The 16451-nt window shown below is 71.6% G+C and carries 16 protein-coding genes; 2 read left to right on the top strand and 14 right to left on the bottom strand.

What is annotated here, in order from left to right:
* Positions 1 to 14 precede the first annotated feature (14 nt).
* The 7 genes from ACQPY4_RS29795 to ACQPY4_RS29825 all read right to left on the bottom strand — a co-directional run bounded on the left by ACQPY4_RS29795 (position 15) and on the right by ACQPY4_RS29825 (position 7279).
* On the bottom strand, positions 15 to 575 hold the full coding sequence (locus tag ACQPY4_RS29795) for a transglutaminase-like domain-containing protein (protein ID WP_433339078.1): 561 nt from the start codon (positions 573 to 575) through the stop codon (positions 15 to 17).
* Positions 575 to 1315, bottom strand: coding sequence for a 4-hydroxy-tetrahydrodipicolinate reductase (gene dapB, locus ACQPY4_RS29800; RefSeq protein WP_433326415.1), 741 nt, complete (start codon positions 1313 to 1315; stop codon positions 575 to 577). Before dapB ends, ACQPY4_RS29795 begins: the two co-directional genes overlap by 1 nt.
* Positions 1316 to 1353: 38 nt before the next feature.
* On the bottom strand, positions 1354 to 1737 hold the full coding sequence (locus ACQPY4_RS29805; protein ID WP_433326417.1) for a phage holin family protein: 384 nt from the start codon (positions 1735 to 1737) through the stop codon (positions 1354 to 1356).
* A gap of 34 nt (positions 1738 to 1771) precedes the next feature.
* Positions 1772 to 3079, bottom strand: a complete 1308-nt coding sequence (locus ACQPY4_RS29810) for a M16 family metallopeptidase (protein ID WP_433326419.1) — start codon at positions 3077 to 3079, stop codon at positions 1772 to 1774.
* 97 nt (positions 3080 to 3176) lie between these two features.
* Positions 3177 to 5504, bottom strand: coding sequence for a polyribonucleotide nucleotidyltransferase (locus tag ACQPY4_RS29815; protein ID WP_433339080.1), 2328 nt, complete (start codon positions 5502 to 5504; stop codon positions 3177 to 3179).
* A gap of 359 nt (positions 5505 to 5863) precedes the next feature.
* Complete coding sequence (rpsO, locus tag ACQPY4_RS29820) at positions 5864 to 6133, bottom strand: 30S ribosomal protein S15 (RefSeq protein WP_067831764.1); 270 nt, start codon at positions 6131 to 6133, stop codon at positions 5864 to 5866.
* A 198-nt stretch (positions 6134 to 6331) separates the two neighbouring features.
* Entirely contained in the window at positions 6332 to 7279 is a 948-nt protein-coding gene (locus ACQPY4_RS29825) for a bifunctional riboflavin kinase/FAD synthetase (RefSeq protein WP_433326422.1), read from the bottom strand.
* Between the two features lie 153 nt (positions 7280 to 7432).
* Here ACQPY4_RS29825 and ACQPY4_RS29830 point away from each other — a divergent pair, with 153 nt between their 5' ends.
* On the top strand, positions 7433 to 8110 hold the full coding sequence (locus tag ACQPY4_RS29830) for a hypothetical protein (protein WP_433326424.1): 678 nt from the start codon (positions 7433 to 7435) through the stop codon (positions 8108 to 8110).
* Between the two features lie 27 nt (positions 8111 to 8137).
* A complete protein-coding gene (locus ACQPY4_RS29835) occupies positions 8138 to 8779 on the top strand; it encodes an SCO family protein (RefSeq protein ID WP_433326426.1) in 642 nt (213 codons plus the stop codon).
* Here the strand turns inward: ACQPY4_RS29835 and truB are convergent.
* From truB to nusA, 7 genes are all read right to left on the bottom strand, one after another.
* The gene (gene truB / locus ACQPY4_RS29840; RefSeq protein ID WP_433326428.1) at positions 8776 to 9669 is read right to left on the bottom strand and encodes a tRNA pseudouridine(55) synthase TruB; all 894 of its coding nucleotides are present in this window, start codon (positions 9667 to 9669) and stop codon (positions 8776 to 8778) included. The genes ACQPY4_RS29835 and truB overlap by 4 nt on opposite strands.
* Complete coding sequence (locus ACQPY4_RS29845; protein ID WP_433326430.1) at positions 9666 to 10805, bottom strand: DHH family phosphoesterase; 1140 nt, start codon at positions 10803 to 10805, stop codon at positions 9666 to 9668. The genes truB and ACQPY4_RS29845 overlap by 4 nt, the downstream gene beginning before the upstream one ends.
* Positions 10802 to 11299 carry a 30S ribosome-binding factor RbfA gene (gene rbfA, locus ACQPY4_RS29850; protein ID WP_433326432.1) on the bottom strand — a complete coding sequence of 166 codons (498 nt, stop codon included), beginning with the start codon at positions 11297 to 11299 and terminating at the stop codon, positions 10802 to 10804. The genes ACQPY4_RS29845 and rbfA overlap by 4 nt, the downstream gene beginning before the upstream one ends.
* 62 nt (positions 11300 to 11361) lie before the next feature.
* Positions 11362 to 11658 carry a DUF503 domain-containing protein gene (locus tag ACQPY4_RS29855; protein ID WP_433326434.1) on the bottom strand — a complete coding sequence of 99 codons (297 nt, stop codon included), beginning with the start codon at positions 11656 to 11658 and terminating at the stop codon, positions 11362 to 11364.
* 184 nt (positions 11659 to 11842) lie between these two features.
* A complete protein-coding gene (gene infB, locus ACQPY4_RS29860) occupies positions 11843 to 14914 on the bottom strand; it encodes a translation initiation factor IF-2 (protein ID WP_433326436.1) in 3072 nt (1023 codons plus the stop codon).
* Positions 14915 to 15022: 108 nt separating this feature from the next.
* On the bottom strand, positions 15023 to 15364 hold the full coding sequence (locus tag ACQPY4_RS29865; protein ID WP_433326438.1) for a YlxR family protein: 342 nt from the start codon (positions 15362 to 15364) through the stop codon (positions 15023 to 15025).
* Entirely contained in the window at positions 15330 to 16427 is a 1098-nt protein-coding gene (gene nusA / locus ACQPY4_RS29870) for a transcription termination factor NusA (protein ID WP_433339082.1), read from the bottom strand. Before nusA ends, ACQPY4_RS29865 begins: the two co-directional genes overlap by 35 nt.
* Positions 16428 to 16451 lie beyond the last annotated feature (24 nt).

Genomic DNA, 16451 nt, shown 5'->3' on the forward strand with positions numbered 1-16451 from the left:
GGACGCCGGTGAGATCAGCTCAGGGCGGCGTCCGGGAGTTTCATGGTGAGGGTGTTGGTGGTGGTTTTGAGTGCCTCCAGGACGGCCGGGAGCGGCTCGGCGTGGATCGTGTTGCCGTCGGACTCGCCGCGGGACGGGTCGGGCGTGTAGGCGAGGCGGTCTTCGGAGGCCGAGAACTCGGTGGTGGGGCTTCGCGGGTCGAGGCGGACCCAGCGGTCGTCGATCAGGGTGGCCACCAGGCCGTGGAGGAAGAACGTGCCGTCTTCGGAGAGGCGCTGGTAGCACAGGCCCGCCTGGATGCCGCCCGCGCGGAGGAGGGCTGTGAGGGCGTGGGCCTGGGCGTAGCAGAGGCCCGTGCGCTGCTCCAGGACGTCGGAGGCGCGCCAGGTGACGCGGGGGTCGCCGGTGTCCATGGAGTGGGTGACCTTGTCGCGGACGTGCTCGAACGCCAGCCGCGCGTAGGTGAGGTCGTCGCCGGTGCGCAGTTCCGCGGCCAGCGACACGATCAGCTCGTGCTCGATGTCGACGGCCTCGGACGCGGCGAGATAGTCCCAGGGGTCGGCGGCGAACTCCATCACAGGCCGAGCAGCGATTCGATACCGACCGTCAGCGGGTCGGGCAGGCCCGCGACCTCGCGGACGCCCAGCAGGACGCCCGGCATGAACGACTCGCGGTTCATCGAGTCGTGGCGGATCGTGAAGACCTCGCCGTGACCGCCGAGCAGGACCTCCTGGTGGGCGATCAGCCCCGCCAGGCGGACGGCGTGGACCCGCACCCCGTCGACCTCGGCGCCGCGGGCGCCGTCGATCTCGCTGGTCGTGGCGTCCGGCGAGGGGGCGGTGCCCGCCTCGGCGCGGGCGGCGGCGACCAGCTCGGCGGTGCGGTAGGCGGTGCCGCTGGGCGCGTCGAGCTTGTTCGGGTGGTGCAGCTCGACGATCTCGACGGACTCGAAGAACGGCGCGGCCTTCTGCGCGAAGTGCATCATCAGCACGGCGCCGATGCCGAAGTTGGGGGCGACGAGCACGTTGGCGCCGGGCTTGGCCGCCTGCCAGGCGCGCACCGAGTCCAGGCGGGACGGGTCGAAGCCGCTGGTGCCGACGACCGCGTGCAGGCCGTGCTCGACGCACCAGCGCAGGTTGTCCATGACCACGCCGGGGTGGGTGAAGTCGACCACGACGTCGGCGGCGGTCAGCGCGTCGAGCGCGTCGTCCTGGTCGACGGCCGCGACCAGCGCGGTGTCGTCGGCGCCCTCGACGGCCCGGCACACCTCGGCGCCCATCCGGCCCCGCGCGCCCAGCACCCCAACCTTGATCAATGTTTCCTCCAGCCTCGGCAGCGGGGCGAGTTTACCGGTCAGTCGTCGCCGTCGCCGTCGGGGATCAGGATGCCGAGCAGCCAGCTCACGACGCCGACGATGATGGCGCCCCAGAACGCGGGCCAGAACCACTCGACGTGGAACGGCAGCTCCATCTTCTCGGCCAGCCAGCTGGTCAGCAGGAGCAGCGCGGCGTTCACCACCAGGGCGATCAGTCCGAGCGTCAGGACGTAGAAGGCGCAGCCGAGCGTCTTGATGATCGGTTTGAGCACGGCGTTGACGACGCCGAAGATGACCGCGACGGCCAGCAGCGTGAGCGCGCGCTTGCCGCCGTCACCTTCGGTGACGTCGACGCCGTCCACCCAGGCCGTCGCCGCCCAGAGCGCGATCGCCGAGATGACCACCCTGATGAGGATCCTCATGCCGGTGGACTACCCCTTGATCAGCCCGCCGTAACTACAGGGTGAAGTCGCGGTCGCCGAACGGGCCGATCACGGTCAGCGCCTGCGGGCCCGCCAGGACGTCCCGTGCCACCGCGCGGATGTCGTCGAGCGTGACGGCGTCGATGCGGGCCAGGACCTCGTCGACCGGCAGCAGCGACTCGTACACCAACTCGCTCTTGCCGATGCGGCTCATCCGGGAGCCGGTGTCCTCCAGACCCAGCACCATCGCGCCGCGCAGCTGGCCCTTGCCCCGCTCGACCTCCTCGGCGGTCAGCCCGCCGTCGACGGCCGAGGCGACCTCGTCCCGGCAGATCGACAGGACCTCGTCGACCTTGGCGGGCTGGCAGCCGGCGTAGACGCCGAACACGCCGGCGTCGGCGTACTGCGAGGTGTAGCTGTAGACCGAGTACGCCAGGCCGCGCTTCTCGCGGATCTCCTGGAAGAGGCGCGACGACATGCCGCCGCCCAGCGCCGCGTTGAGCACGCCGAGCGCGAACCGGCGGTCGTCGGTGCGCGAGACGCCCGGGCCGCCGAGGATGATGTGGGCCTGCTCGGTGTCCTTGTCCAGCACGCGGATCTCGGGCGACACCGGCGCGGGCGTCCCGTTCAGACGGGGCGCCCGGGGACGGGCGTCGCCGCTCAAGTGGCCGGAGAACGCCTCGGTGACCAGCCGGACGACCTCGTCGTGGTCGATGTTGCCCGCGACGGAGACGACGAGGTTCTGCGGGACGTAGTGCTCGCGGTAGTAGCCGTGGATGCGGTCGCGGCTCAGCGCGTTGATCGACTCGACCGTGCCGAGGATCGGGCGGCCGAGCGGCTCGTCACCGTAGAGGGCCTGGGAGAACTCGTCGTGGATCAGGTCGCCCGGGTCGTCGTCGCGCATGTGGATCTCTTCGAGGATCACCCCGCGCTCGGCCTCGACGTCCTCGGGACGGTTCAGCGACGCGGCCACCATGTCGGAGACGACGTCGACGGCCAGCGGCAGGTCGGCGTCCAGCACCCGCGCGTAGTAGCAGGTGTACTCCTTGGCGGTGAAGGCGTTGAGGTCGCCCCCGACCGCGTCGACGGCCGCGGAGATCTCCAGCGCGGACCGCCGGTCGGTGCCCTTGAACAGCACGTGCTCGAGGTAGTGGCTGGCGCCCGCGTCGTCGGGGGCCTCGTCGCGGGAACCCACGCCCGCCCAGATGCCGAACGCGGCCGAGCGCACGGTCGGCATGGTCTCGGTGATCACGCGCAGCCCGCCGGGCAGCACGGTGCGCCGGACGGCCGGGTTGATCGTCTCTGTGGTGCCGGGCTCCTGTGCCCTGGCCGGCAACGTCACGGGGTCGCTCTCAATCGGGTATCGGTGACGGGGGAGGTACGAAGCGACCGGCCTGCCCGCAGGCGGGCAGGCCGGTCGTCATTCGCGTGAGCCCGGCTCAGGAGTTGCGCTGGCCGCCGTCGTCGGAGCCGCTGCGGCGGGTCCGGCGGCGGCGCGGGGCTCCGCCGCCGCGGCGGTCGCCGCCCTCGGCCGTGTCGTCGTCGCCCGCGGCGGCCGCGGGGGCCTCGTCGCCACCGTCACCCGCGTCGGCCGCCTCCCGGTCGACGACCTCGACCGGGACCAGCGAGAGCTTGCCGCGCTGGTCGATCTCGGTGACCTCGACCTGGATCTTCGCGCCGACGGAGATGACGTCCTCGACGTTCTCGATCCGGGCGCCGCCGTGCAGCTTGCGGATCTGCGAGACGTGCAGCAGGCCGTCCTTGCCGGGCAGCAGCGACACGAACGCGCCGAACGTCGTGGTCTTGACGACGGTGCCGAGGTAGCGCTCGCCGACCTCGGGCATGTGCGGGTTGGCGATCGCGTTGATCGCCGCCCGGGCCGCCTCGGCGGACGTGCCGTCGGTGGCGCCGACGTAGATCGTGCCGTCGTCCTCGATCGTGATGTCGGCGCCGGTGTCGTCCTGGATCGAGTTGATCATCTTGCCCTTCGGGCCGATGACCTCGCCGATCTTGTCGACCGGGACCTTGATCGTGATGATCCGCGGCGCGTTGAGGCTCATCTCGGCCGGGGCCTCGATGGCCTCGGTCATGACGTCCAGGATCGCCAGGCGGGCGCCCTTGGCCTGCTTCAGCGCGGCGGCCAGCACCGAGGCGGGGATGCCGTCGAGCTTGGTGTCGAGCTGGAGCGCGGTGATGACGTCGCGGGTGCCGGCGACCTTGAAGTCCATGTCGCCGAAGGCGTCCTCGGCGCCGAGGATGTCGGTCAGCGTGACGTACTCGCCGCCCTCGTGGATGAGGCCCATGGCGATGCCGGCCACCATCTGCTTGAGCGGGACGCCCGCGTCCAGCAGCGACATCGTGGACGCGCAGACCGAGCCCATCGAGGTCGAGCCGTTGGAGCCCAGCGCCTCCGACACCTGCCGGATCGCGTAGGGGAACTCCTCGCGGGTCGGCAGCACGGGGATCAGCGCCCGCTCGGCGAGCGCGCCGTGGCCGATCTCGCGGCGCTTGGGCGAGCCCACCCGGCCGGTCTCACCGGTCGAGTAGGGCGGGAAGTTGTAGTTGTGCATGTAGCGCTTGGTGCGCTCGGGGTTGAGCGTGTCGATCATCTGCTCCATGCGGAGCATGTTGAGCGTGGTCACGCCCATGATCTGGGTCTCGCCCCGCTCGAAGATCGCCGAGCCGTGCACCCGGGGCAGCACGTGCGCCTCGGCGGTCAGCTGGCGGATGTCCTTGACGCCGCGGCCGTCGATGCGCAGGCCGTCGGAGACGATCCGCTCGCGGACGACCTTCTTGGTGACGGCGCGGAACGCGGCGGAGACCTCCTTCTCGCGTCCCTCGAAGTCGGCGGCGAGCTTCTCGGCGACCGACGCCTTGAGCTCGTCGAGCCGGGACTCGCGCTCCTGCTTGCCGACGATGGTCAGGGCCTCGGCCAGCTCGGTGGAGACGGCCGCGGTCACCGCCGCCAGGGCGTCGTCCTGGTAGTCGGGGAACAGCGGGTACTCGGCGGTGGGCTTGGCCGCGATGGCGGCCAGCTCGCTCTGCGCCTTGCACAGGACCTTGATGAACGGCTTGGCAGCCTCAAGGCCCTCGGCCACGGTGTCTTCAGTCGGGGCGACCGCGCCCTCGGACACCAGCTTGAGGGTGTCGCGGGTGGACTCGGCCTCGACCATCATGATCGCGACGTCGCCGTCCTCCAGCACCCGGCCGGCCACGACCATGTCGAAGGTGGCGCGCTCCAGCTCGGGGTGGGTCGGGAACCCGACCCACTGGCCCTCGATCAGAGCGACGCGGACGCCGCCGATCGGGCCCGAGAAGGGCAGCCCGGCCAGCTGGGTCGACAGCGACGCGGCGTTGATGGCCACGACGTCGTAGAGGTGGTCGGGGTGCAGCGCCAGGATCGTCTCGACGACCTGGATCTCGTTGCGCAGGCCCTTGACGAACGAGGGGCGCAGCGGACGGTCGATCAGGCGGCAGGTGAGGATGGCGTCCTCGGAGGGACGGCCCTCGCGGCGGAAGAACGAGCCGGGGATGCGCCCGGCGGCGTACATCCGCTCCTCCACGTCGACGGTGAGCGGGAAGAAGTCGAGGTTGTCCTTCGGCTTCTTGGAGGCGGTGGTCGCCGACAGCACCATCGTCTCGTCGTCGAGGTAGGCCACGGCGGAACCGGCGGCCTGGCGGGCCAGCCGGCCCGTCTCGAACCTGATCGTGCGGGTTCCGAAGGAACCGTTGTCGATCACTGCTTCGGCGCTGTGGGCGCCGTCGATGCGCACGGCATCTGTCACGGAGAACTCCTTGCTCTCTAAAGTTCCCCGCGGTCGTTTCCCGTGGCTTTCGCGCAGTGCCGGTCTTCGATCGAAGCACCCGGATTCCGTCGCCACCCCGCCGAGCGGGAGGCGGTGTCCGGGAGCCACTACCGAGGACCGGCCGCACCAGGGCGGCGTCCGCGGGGCTTGCTGTGGACTTTTGTGAGTGGCTCACGGCCGATCATTCCCGGTCGCGCGGCCGCTCATGCGGGCCACGGCCGATCCTGCGGCGACACGCCCGATGATCTCCATCGGGGTCGGCGGAACGGCCGATATTGCAAGAAAGGGAGTGGCTTGTCGCAGCCACTCCCTTTCGCCGGCTAGCGGCGCAGACCGAGACGTTCGATCAGCTGCCGGTAGCGGTTGATGTCCTTGTTCTGCAGGTACTTCAGGAGCCTGCGGCGACGGCCGACCAGCAGCAGCAGCCCGCGGCGGCTGTGGTGGTCGTGCTTGTGCTCCTTGAGGTGCTCGGTCAGATCGTTGATCCGCCGGGTCAGCAGCGCGACCTGGACTTCCGGCGAGCCGGTGTCACCCTCAGTGGTCGCATATTCAGCGATGATTTTGTTCTTGGTGGCGGTGTCGAGCGACACGAGGCTCCTTCGATGAGATCGTCACCCGCAGATCCCGGCCGTCGAGGGCGCGGCGGTCCGCATGGTGCGTGGAAAGCTTTGGTGGGCCGCATGAGGGTGCAGCCAACCGCGCCGGGTCCTTTTCCGGCGACTATTCACCGTACCATGGCCTAATAGTGGCCTGTGACGAGGACGTACGCACCGTGAAGGGCGCCCGTCTCAGCCCTCGCCGGTGAGCTCGCGGGCCTTGGCGACGTCCCGGTGCATCTCCTCGATCAGTGCGTCGACCGAGTCGAACTTGAGCGTGTCGCGGATCCTGGCCTTGAAGTCGACGCCGGTGTGCTCGCCGTACAGGTCGAGGTCGTCGCGGTCGAGCGCGTACGCCTCGACGGTGCGCTCCCCCGTCCCCTCGAACGTCGGGTTGGTCCCGATGGAGATCGCGGCGGGCCAGCGGGCACCCGGGTAGCGGTCGGAGTCGCAGACCAGCCAGCCCCCGTAGACGCCGTCGGCGGGAACGGCGGTGTGCGGCAGCGTCTCCAGGTTGGCCGTGGGGAACCCCAGCGCCCGGCCCCGCTGGTGCCCGCGGACGACGACGCCCTCGACGCGGTGCGGGCGCCCGAGGGCCTGCGCGGCCTCCTCGACGTCCCCGGCCTCAAGCCGGTGCCGGATGTAGGTGGAGGAGATCGTGTCGCCGTTGGCCACCAGCGGCGTCCCCTCGGCGGTGAAGTCGTACTTCTCGCCGAGCTCCTTGAGCAGCGGCACGTCGCCCTTGGCCTTGTGGCCGAACCGGAAGTCCTCGCCGACGATCACGTGCGCCGCGTGCAGCCGCTCGACCAGCACCGACTGGACGAACTCGTCCGGCGGCACCTTCGACAGCTCCAGCGTGAACGGCACCACCACGACCGCGTCGGTGCCGAGGCCGCCGAGCAGCTCGATGCGCCGCTTGGTGGTGCTCAGCAGCGGCGGGTGGGTGCCGGGGCGCACGACCTCGTCGGGGTGCGGGTCGAAGGTGATCGCGACCGAGCGCAGCCCGCGCCTGCTGGCCTCGTCATGGGCGGCCCGGACGATCCGCTGGTGCCCCCGGTGCACGCCGTCGAAGACGCCGATGGTGACGACCGATCTGCCCCAGTCGGCGGGAACCTCGTCGAGGCCATGCCAGCGCCGCACCATGCACTCCCTGAGTCATACCTGTCGCTCGCAACATCCTGTCGACTTAAAGAGTGCCATGCACGGGCCCCCGCGCCGACCGGAGGGCCCGCCTTTCGCGAGCCGGTCCCCGGACGCGGCCTTCGCGGACCCCGTGGGACGATGAGGACTCCGATGCCCGATCAGCCGATTCTCCGTCTCTCGCGGGCGGTGGTCTTCGCCACGGTGTGCCTGGCCCTGACCACCGCCGGACACGTGTACGCGGCGGGCACCTGCGTGCGCCCGGGTGCCGTGGTCACGGGGTTCGTCCTGGTCCTGGGCCTGGCGGCGCTGCTGACCGGCGCCGAGCGCCGCTACCCGACGATCGTGGGCTGCCTGCTGGGCGCCCAGTTCCTCCTCCACACCCTGTTCTCCGCGGCGCCGGGAGGAACCGCCCACCGCACGAACACGGCGCACGCCCACCACACACCGCCCGCCATGCCGCAGGTCGGCGGAACGGACGGGGCGTACGTCCTCCACCTGCCGCTCCCGAATGCCTCGCCGGGCGGTGGGGGGCTCGTTCAGCACATGGCGTCGTCGGACGTTCGCGGCGGTGGGGTCGGCATGACGCTCGCCCACCTCGCGGCCGCCCTGGTCGCGGCGTGGTGGCTGCGGCGCGGCGAGGCTGCGATGTGGTCGCTGGCCCGCCGCCTGATCACCCGCGTCGCGCGCTGGACCCCGCTCGCGCCCGAACCGCCGGAGTTCGCACCGGTCGTGGCCGCCGAGCCGCCCGCGCGTCCGGCCTGGGAACCCCTGCGGCACGCGCTCGTCCGGCGGGGGCCGCCCCCACGCCTCTCCACACCGCGTTCCTGACCGTTTTTCTCACGTGGAGAGTTCCGCATGCCCGTTTCCGCCCGTCTCACCCTGCCCGCGCTCGGCCTCGCCGGGCTCCTGCTCGCCTCCGCCGCCTGCTCGGACACCCCCGAGCAGGCCGCCGCGTCCGAGACCCGTCCGGCCTCGCCCTACAAGGCCACCCGCCTGCCGGGGTCGTACCGGACGCCCGACGTCACGATGACCGCCGCCGACGGCCGCCCCTACGACCTGCCCGCCAGGACCAAGGGCAAGGTCACCCTGCTGTTCTTCGGCTTCACCAATTGCCCGGACGTCTGCCCGACCACGATGGCCGACGCGGCCGGGGCGCTGGCGCTGCTCAAGCCCGCCGAGCGCGCCCGCGTCCAGGTCGTGTTCATCACCGCCGACCCCAAGCGCGACACCCCCAGGGTGCTCGCCGACTACCTGGGGCGCTTCGACAAGTCCTTCGTCGGCCTGACGGGGCCGATCAAGACGATCATGAAGGCGGCGGCGGACGCCAAGACGCCGATCACTCCCCCGGGCCCCGACGCCAAGGGGAACTACCAGGTCTCGCACGGCAGCAACGTCATGACCTACGGCCCGGACGGCGCGGGACGGCTGATGTTCCCCTACCAGTTCGGCAGCGTCGACATGGCCAAGGACCTCAGGACGCTGCTCGCGACGGTTTAAGGCACGAACACGGCGAGGAACTTGGCGGTGCCGTCCTGCTCCTCGACCAGGGCCAGCAGGGTCCCGTCGGGCGCGAACACGCCCACGGGGCCCGGCCCGAGCCCGGCGGCGGGAAGCCGCCCGCCGTGCATGACCTTGCGCGCCTCGTCCTGGTCCACCTCGCGGCGCGGGAACACCGCCGCCACGGCCTCGGCCATCGGCAGGACCTCGACCTTCTCGGCGAGCTGGTCGATCGTCCGCGCCATGCTCAGGTCGTAGGGCCCCACCCGAGTACGGCGCAGATACGTCAGATGACCCCCGGTACCGAGGTCGGCACCCAGATCACGCGCCAGAGCCCGAATGTAGGTGCCGGACGAACACGAGATCGAGGCGTCCACGTCCACCAGCTCGCCCTCGCGCCGGACGGCGGTGATCTCGAAGCCGTGCACGGTCACCGGCCGCGCCGCCAGCGCGACCTCCTCGCCCTTGCGGGCCATCTTGTAGGCGCGCTCACCGTTCACCTTGATGGCGCTGACCTGCGGCGGAACCTGCTGGATGAGCCCCGTCAGCTTCGCCACCCCGGCCCGCAGCGCCTCCTGGGTCACCCCGGCGGCCGACGCCGAGCCCGTCAGCTCGCCCTCGGCGTCATCGGTGTTGGTCGACTGCCCGAGCCGGATCGTCGCGTCGTACCCCTTCTCGGTCAGCGCGAGGTGCCCGAGCAGGCGCGTGGCCTTCTCGACCCCGACCACCAGCACCCCTGTCGCCATGGGGTCGAGCGTGCCCGCGTGCCCCACCCGCCGGGTACCCGCGAGCCGCCGCATCTTGCCCACCACGTCATGCGACGTCCACTCGGCGGGCTTGTCGACGATGACCAGCCCCGACTCCACCTTCGACTGCGACTTCGCCTTCATGCGACGCTTTCCGAGTCTTGGGTTGTGCCTGGAGGGCGGAGGACGGCGCGGAGGCGGTCGATGATGGCGCCCGGCTCTCCCTCGGCGTTGAAGGCCGCGGCGGTGCGGTGACCGCCGCCGCCCAGCTCGGCGCAGGCGGCGCCGACGTCGACGCGTCCCTTGGAGCGGGTGGAGACGTACCAGTCGCCCCGGTCGGTCTGCTTGCACACGACCGCGACCTCGGCCTCGTCGGCGCGGCGCAGCTGGTCGATGACGCCTTCGAGCTGGTCGTAGGGGACGCCCCGGGCCTCACGGTCGGCGCGCTCTATCGTCGTCCAGACCAGGCCGAGACCGTCGGCGGCGCGGCGTTCGAGCCGGGCCCGGGCCAGTGCGCCCGCCAGAACCTGGAGGTAGCCGAACGGCGCCCGGTCCCACAGCTCGCGGCTGACCGCCTCGGGGCGCACACCGGCCGAGAGCAGGCGTCCGGCCAGGTCGTGGACCTCGGGGGTGGTGCAGGGGTACTTGAACGAGCCGGTGTCGCTGGCCAGGCCCGCGTACAGGCCCTGGGCCATGTCGCGGGTGAGCGGCACGCCCAGGCGCCGGATCAGCTCGTCGACCAGGACCGCGGTGGCCGCGGCCTCCGGGTCGACCAGCCGGACGCCGCCGAAGCCGCCGCCCGAGGCATGGTGGTCGATCACGATCAGGGCACCGGCGGCGGCGGCGCGGTCCGCCAGCGTTCCCAGGCGGCCCATGTCGGCCGAGTCGAGCGCGATCATCAGCTCGGGCGCGGCGGGCACGGCCGCGGGCTCGACCAGGAGGTCCTGGCCGGGCAGGAAGCGCAGGCTCGCCGGGACGGTGAACGGCTCGCCGAACGAGGCGATCACCCGCTTGCCCAGCGCGCTCAGCGCCTGCCCCAGCGCCAGCGTCGAGCCCAGCGCGTCCCCGTCCGGGGAGACATGGCAGGCCAGGCAGATCTCGTCGGCGGCGATGATCAGCTCGGTGGCCCGGGCCCACTCGGGACCCGGCGCACCGCCGCCCGACGCGGCGGGCGGCGTGCCGCCGTCATGCTGGCCGGAGTCGTTCCGCCTCGGCCCGCCGGGTGGAACCGACCCCGGCGATGCCGTGAACCGGGCGCTCCATGCCCCCGGCGTGGTCATGACGGCGAGGTCTCCGTCCGGTCGTCGGCTTCGTCCCCGTCGTCGTCTTCTTCGTCGTCGTCGTCGAAGTCGGCCGCTTCGTCGACCTTGTAGGGATTGGCGTCACCGGCCGGGGAGGCTCCCTGGGCGGCCTTGGCCACCTCGGCGTCCTTGGCGCGGGCCTTGGCCAGCAGGTCGTCGATGTGCGCGACGTTCTCCATGACCGCGTCGAGCACGAACGTGAGCGAGGGCGTGTGCCGGACACCGGTCTTGCGGCCCACCTCGGTGCGGATGACGCCCTTGGCGCTCTCCAGCGCGGCGGCGGAGTCGGCTCGCTCGGTGTCGGACCCGTACACGGTGTAGTAGACCGTCGCGTCCCGCAGGTCGTTGGTGATCCGGGTGTCGGTCACGGTCACGAAGCCGAGCCGCGGATCCTTGATCCGCCGCTCCAGCATCTCCGCCACGATCTGCTGGATGCGGTCGGCGAGCTTGCGCGCGCGAGCTGCGTCCACCATGATCGCACTCCTTTTCTCTGTGGTCGGCGCGCGGGGAGCCGTCCCCGCGCGCGGTCGAGGCGCTAGTCCTCGTCGTTGTAGAGCCGCCGCCGTGCCGACAGCAGCTCGATCTCCGGGCGCCCGAACACCATCCGTTCGCACCGGTCCAGAACGTCGGTGCAATTGGCGGCGGACGCCGACACCACCGCGATCCCTATCTCCGCCCTGCGATGCAGGTCGTTGTCGCCGGTCTCGGCGACGGCCACGCCCGGGAAGTGCTTGCGCACCTCGGCGATGATCGGGCGGACGACCGAACGCTTCTGCTTCAGCGAACGAACGTCTCCCAGCAGCAGGTCGAGCGTCAGAGCACCCACGTACACCTGGTCGAATCACCTCTGGTTCTCGTGTCCTTGGTTGAGATCACTCGGCGCCACAACCAGCCTCGGCCCGATGAAGCGCCGCCAACATGCCATGGCGCCAGGTTATGAGATCAACCTGGCGCCCTGTCATGAGATTTTCCTCGGCTTGACCGGCCGCCCCGAGGGGCGGCCGGCAGCGGTGTTCCTAGGCGCGGGGCTTCTCCCGCATCTCGAAGCACTCGACGACGTCGCCGATCTTGATGTCGTTGTAGCCGACACCGATACCGCACTCGAAGCCCTCGCGGACCTCGGTGGCGTCGTCCTTGAAGCGGCGCAGCGACGACACCGTGAGGTTGTCGGACACCACGACGCCGTCGCGGACGAGGCGCGCCTTGGCGTTGCGCTGGATGAGCCCGGAGGTGACCATCGAACCGCCGATGTTGCCGAACTTGGGCACCTTGAAGATCTCGCGGATCTCCGCCGTGCCCAGCTGGGCCTCCTCGAACTCCGGCTTGAGCATGCCCTTGAGGGCCGCCTCGATCTCCTCGATCGCCTGGTAGATGACCGAGTAGTACCGGATGTCGACGCCCTCGCGGTCGGCCAGCTCCTGGGCGTTGCGCTCGGGGCGCACGTTGAAGCCGATGATGACCGCGCCCTCGGACGCCAGCGACAGGTTGACGTCGTCCTGCGTGATCGCACCCACACCGCGGCGGATGACCCGCAGGCTGACCTCCTCGCCCACGTCGATCTTGAGGAGCGAGTCTTCCAGCGCCTCGACCGAACCGGACACGTCGCCCTTGAGGATGAGCAGCAGCTCGTCGCGCTCGCCGCGCTCGAGGTCCTTGAACAGCTCTTCCAGCGAGCTGCTCTTGCGGCTGCGCAGGAGCTCGGCGTTGCGCTTGCGCGCGGTCCGCTTGTCGGCGATCTGGCGGGCGATCCGGTCGTCCTCGACGACCAGGAAGTTGTCGCCCGCGCCGGGCACGGCCGTGAGGCCGAGCACCAGCACCGGACGGGACGGCGTCGCCTCGTCGACGGTGTTGCCGTTCTCGTCCAGCATCGCCCGGACGCGGCCGTGGGCCACACCGCAGACGATGGAGTCGCCGATCCGCAGCGTGCCGCGCTGCACCAGCACGGTCGCCACGGCGCCCCGGCCCTTGTCGAGGTTGGCCTCGATGGCCGACCCCTGCGCGGGCATGTCGGGGTTGGCGGTGAGCTCGAGCTCGGCGTCGGCGGTCAGCACGATCGACTCGAGCAGGCCGTCGATGTTGATGCCCTCGCGGGCCGACACGTCGACGAACTGGGTCGTGCCGCCGAACTCCTCGGCGACCAGACCGTACTCGGTGAGCTGGGCGCGCACCCGGTTCGGGTCGGCGCCCTCCTTGTCGATCTTGTTGACCGCGACGACGATCGGGACCCCGGCCGCGGTGGCGTGGTCGATCGCCTCGGTGGTCTGCGGCTTGACGCCGTCGTCGGCCGCGACCACCAGCACCACCAGGTCGGTGGTGTCGGCACCGCGGGCACGCATGGCGGTGAACGCCTCGTGACCCGGGGTGTCGATGAAGGTGATCTTGCGGTCTTCGCCGTCGACGGTGGTCTCGACCTGGTAGGCACCGATGTGCTGGGTAATGCCACCGGCCTCGCCGGCCACCACGTTGGCGTTGCGGATGGCGTCCAGCAGGCGGGTCTTACCGTGGTCGACGTGACCCATGACGGTCACGACCGGCGGACGCGACTGCAGGTGCTCCTCGTCGCCGTCGTCCTCGCCGTACTCGATGTCGAACGACTCGAGCAGCTCGCGGTCTTCGTCCTCGGGGCTGACGACCTGGACGTCGAAGTCGAGCTCGACGCCCAGCAGCTGGAGGTCGTCGGGGTCGACCGACTGGGTCGCGGTGACCATCTTGCCGAGGTGCATCATGATCGCCACGAGCGACGCCGGGTTGGCGCCGATCTTCTCGGCGAAGTCGGTCAGCGAGGCGCCCTGCGGGAGCCGGATCGACTTGCCGTTGCCGCGCGGCGCGCTGACGCCGCCGACGGCGGGCGCCTGCATGTTCTCGAACTCTTGACGACGCGCCCGCTTGGACTTGCGTCCGCGCGCCGGGCGTCCACCGGGACGGCCGAAGGCGCCCTGGGTGCCGCCGCGACCGCGACCGCCGCCACCGGGACGGGGGCCGAAGCCACCGGGACGGCCACCGCCGCCACCGGGACCGCCACCCGCGGTACGGGGGCCGCCGAAGCCGCCACCGCCGCCGGGACGACCGCCGCCGCCGCCGGGACGACCGCCACCGCCGCCGCCTCCACCGGGACGACCGCCGCCACCAGGGCCGCGACCGCCGCCGCCGCCGGGACCGCCGCGCCCAGCGGGGGCGCCGGAGGGCCGCGAGGACGGCATGTTCATCGGGCTGGGACGGGGACCGCCACCGCCCGCGGGCCTGGGCGGCATGCCGCCCGGGCTCGGACGGGGACCGCCCGCACCGGGACCGCCAGGACCGCGGCCGCCGCTGCCGGCGGGACGCGGGCCGCCCGGACGGTCGCCGCGGGGGCGCTCGTCACGGGGCGGGCGCTCGTCGCTGGGACGGGGACCGGGACGCGGGCCCGGCTTGGGCGACTGGCCCATGCCGGTGTTGGTCGAGCTGAACGGGTTGTTGCCCGGACGCGGCGCGCCGCCTCCGCGGCCACCACGCGAACCCCCGCCTTCCTGGCGCGGGCTCGGACGCGGGCCCGGCTTGGGAGAGCGGGGACCCGGCTTGGCGCCGGGGCCGCCACCGGGACCACCGGCGGGCGGGCCGCTCGGCGCCTGGGGCGGCGACGAGGGCGGTCCTCCGACCGGGGTGCTCGGGGCGGGCGGAACCGGGCCCGGACGCGGGCTCGGCTTGCTGTCGGACGCCGGCGGGCCGGACGGGGCCGGAGCCACCGGAGGCGCCGAGGCCGCAGCGGGGGCGGGCGGGGCCGGAGCCGCGGGCGCCTGCTTGGGCGCGGGCGGGCGCGGACCCGGCTTGGGCGCCGGAGACGTGGAACGCGCACCCTGCTCGGCCCCTCCGGGGCCCGGCTTGGGTGCGGGCGGTCGCGGACCCGAGGGCTTCCTCGGCGCGACCTTCTTCTCCGCCTGCTTGGCGGAGGACGAATTGGAAAAGGCTTCGGAAAGCCTGCGAACGACCGGCGCCTCGATCGTGGAGGACGCCGAACGTACGAACTCGCCCATTTCTTGGAGCTTGGCCATGACGACCTTGCTCTCTACACCGAACTCCTTGGCGAGTTCGTATACCCGGACCTTGGCCACTGCACTCCCTACTCGGTCCGGGGGTGCGGCCTCCGGACCGTCGTTAACTTGCCGTACTCATCGCGGCGTGCTCATCGAGCGCTCATAGCAATCTCGACCTGCTTCCGACTAGACGTCGCTTACCGTTTCGTCATCCTGCTGCTGCGCGGCCTTCGCCGCAAACCAAGCCCGTAGCACGCTGATATCGAGCGGCCCCGCGGGGCGGAAGGCCCGGGAGAACGCTCGACGTCGCTCAGCTAGCTCCAGACATCCCAGGTCAGGGTGCACATGGGCACCCCGGCCCGGCAGCCGGCCCTCGGGGTCGGGGACGATCTCGCCCTCGACCACCACCAGGCGCAGCAGGTCGGACTTGGCCGTGCGAACCCGGCAGCCCACACACGTTCGTTGCGGAACCGCCCGGCCACGTGATGAAAGTCTACCGCGCCGAGGCGTCGGCGGGACCTGTCGCATGCTCTCCTGACGTAGTTGATCCAGATTCGCCGGTTCCGGCCGCGCCGGGGGCGGACCCCTGCGGCGCCTGTTCCCCGGCCGTTCCGGTCGCCGCGGGGGCGCCGGGATCCTGCTCGGTGTCCGCCCGGATGTCGATCTTCCAGCCGGTCAGCCGGGCCGCCAGGCGGGCGTTCTGGCCCTCCTTGCCGATGGCCAGCGACAGCTGGTAGTCGGGCACGATGACCCGCGCCAGGCGCTGGTCGGCGTCGACCACATGAACCGCGGAGACCCGGGCGGGCGACAGGGCGTTGCCGACGAACTCGGCCGGGTCGTCCGACCAGTCGACGATGTCGATCTTCTCGCCGTGCAGCTCGGCCATCACGTTGCGGACGCGGCTGCCCAGCGGTCCGATACAGGCGCCCTTGGCGTTGACGCCCGACTTGCGGGAGCGCACCGCGATCTTGGTGCGGTGGCCCGCCTCGCGGGCGATGGCCGAGATCTCGACCGTCCCGTCGGCGATCTCGGGGACCTCCAGCGCGAACAGCTTGCGCACCAGGTTGGGGTGGGTGCGCGAGAGCTGGACCGACGGGCCGCGGTGGCCCTTGCGGACCTTGACCACGTACGCCCGCAGCCGCTCGCCGTGCTCGTAGGCCTCGCCGGGGACCTGCTCCTCCTGGGGGAGGACGGCCTCGAGACGGCCGAGGTCGACCAGCACGTTGCGCGGGTCTTTGCCCTGCTGGATGATGCCCGAGACCAGCTCGCCCTCGCGTCCGGCGTACTCGCCGAAGGTCAGCTCGTCCTCGGCGTCGCGCAGCCGCTGCAGGATCACCTGCTTGGCCGTGGTCGCCGCGATACGTCCGAACCCCGTCGGGGTGTCGTCGTATTCCCGCAGGGCGGTGCCCTCGTCGTCGGTCTCGGTGGCCCACACGGTGACGTGGCCGGTGGAGCGGTCGAGTTCGACGCGGGCCTTGGTCGCGGCCCCCTCCGTGCGGTGGTAGGCGATCAGCAGGGCGTCTTCGATGGCCTTGACGGCGACCTCGAGCGAGATGTCCTTCTCGCTTTCGAGGCTCCGCAGGGCCGTCATGTCGATGTCCACGAGATTCCCCCC

The organism is Spirillospora sp. CA-294931, assembly GCF_050946795.1.
Taxonomy (GTDB): domain Bacteria; phylum Actinomycetota; class Actinomycetes; order Streptosporangiales; family Streptosporangiaceae; genus Spirillospora.